The 1,691-nt window shown below is 31.9% G+C and carries 1 protein-coding gene; it reads right to left on the reverse strand.

Annotated features, from left to right (window positions below; all coding sequences use genetic code 11):
- Positions 1-637 precede the first annotated feature (637 nt).
- Positions 638-1,585 (reverse strand): replication initiation protein RepM, encoded by a 948-nt coding sequence (repM, locus tag HADU_RS11515; RefSeq protein ID WP_008306650.1) that lies wholly within the window; start codon positions 1,583-1,585, stop codon positions 638-640.
- Positions 1,586-1,691: the final 106 nt, after the last annotated feature.

The following is a 1,691-nucleotide window of genomic DNA, read 5'->3' on the forward strand; positions in this document are numbered from 1 at the left end:
TGGTTTATGTGCCAGGATTGATTACCCAGTACCCAGATTACATAAGCATCGTAAGTTATGAAATTTATGTGCAATATTGCTAATTTTATATATTACTTACTAGATATTATGCTTAGCTGCATAAACCAAAATTAGGCGGAATATTCGTTATTACAGCTCATTTAGTCTTTTAATGATGCTAGCTATAACGTTTATAGTGTCGTTGTATCAGCTTCGATTTGAAAAATTGAGAGAAAACTGTGAACTAAATTGTATATTGAAGACCATTAAAAAATAATAGTATCGTAGCTGTGATTCTTAACCTATATGCAAGAAACGTCATCAGTTAATCAAGAATACTTATACTTGTAAAGTATACCGGTTTGGGACACGCGCTTCTCATAGGATTATGAATACGCGCAGATGGAATGAATCTGTGAGCATATAAAACAGTAGAGACTAGCAAAAGTTCTAACAAAAAAATATTTGGCTCTTAGTATGAATCACAACATTACTTAGAATATTTCTCATGTTAGGGGAGAATGGTGTTGTAAAATCATTTTATTAGAGCTTCAAGAAAGAATTAAAAGTGCGGATCTATAATAGCACATGAGCCAATTTCAAAATGAGCTGTACTGGCACTACATAGTGAAATCAATTATTTTTGTTTCCCATATTTAGGTTTATAACCAACATTTAATAGATGTACATAATATTTTTTTACATTCTGTTGATCGGTTAATTCGGCTGCTATTCTTTCCTGAAAATCTTCTTGAGATTCGCCTATCTTTCCAAATTCACGTCCAAAATCTGGATTGTTGACAATATCGCAAAGCTTTTGTGCAAAATATAAGATTTGCTTTGCTGTTAATTTATATAAATTTTCGGGATTTTTATCATTGAGTCTTAGAACTGTATCTTTTTCAAAAAAAGTAAACTCTATATCAGTGATGGTCCTACCTTCTTTTTTCTGGGTATAAGTAACTTCAATATCAGTAAATTTATTGATTTGGTTCAAAGCTACAGTTAGAACTCGCTTTTTAAAATCTCCCATTTGAGAGTATTCATCTTCTAGCAAGCCCAATTTCTCTCTAAGATCTATCATAGAGATGTAAAGCTTTCCAGTGGATCTCCAACGTATTAAAAGCTCATACAATCGAATAGAATAAACACTAGTAAGTTGAGATATTTGCTTAAGTTCATATTTGGTAAATTTTTCTTCAAGCTTAATGAAAAGCGGAAGGATATCTGGAGCAAATATCAACTGTACACAGGCAGCCTCTTTAACGTATCCAACTTTGGATACCCAGCGGCTCTTATAAACTGCTTTTTTTCCTGTAACAGGATCTATTGTTTTATAATTAAGCCTACGTTCAAATAAATTATCACATGCAGCTTGTAATGCTTCGTATGCTGATTGTCGACCAAGATTAAACTGTTTCATATACTCCGAAGCATGGATCGTTAACATAGTTTCTGCTGTTAATTCTTCCTCAATATCACGGGCAGCAATAATTGCTATTAAAATTAATCTTTGTTCTGATAGATTTAGTGTATAAGATGCATCAATCAAATTATTATCTTTATAAATTACATTATTGCCCATATGTCATTACTTCAATTTATGTTTAACAATACATGGACAATACTACTTAATGTCCATAAATGGAAGTTTTTTTGGCACTGTTGCAAATAGAGATTTGAGTCGATGA

The organism is Acinetobacter sp. HA (assembly GCF_000264725.1).
Classification (GTDB): Bacteria; Pseudomonadota; Gammaproteobacteria; order Pseudomonadales; family Moraxellaceae; genus Acinetobacter; species Acinetobacter schindleri.

Bases quoted from the DNA above. Each gene is read 5' to 3' on its own strand.
- repM (WP_008306650.1), bottom strand. From the start codon at position 1,585: ATGGGCAATAATGTAATTTATAAAGATAATAATTTGATTGATGCATCT.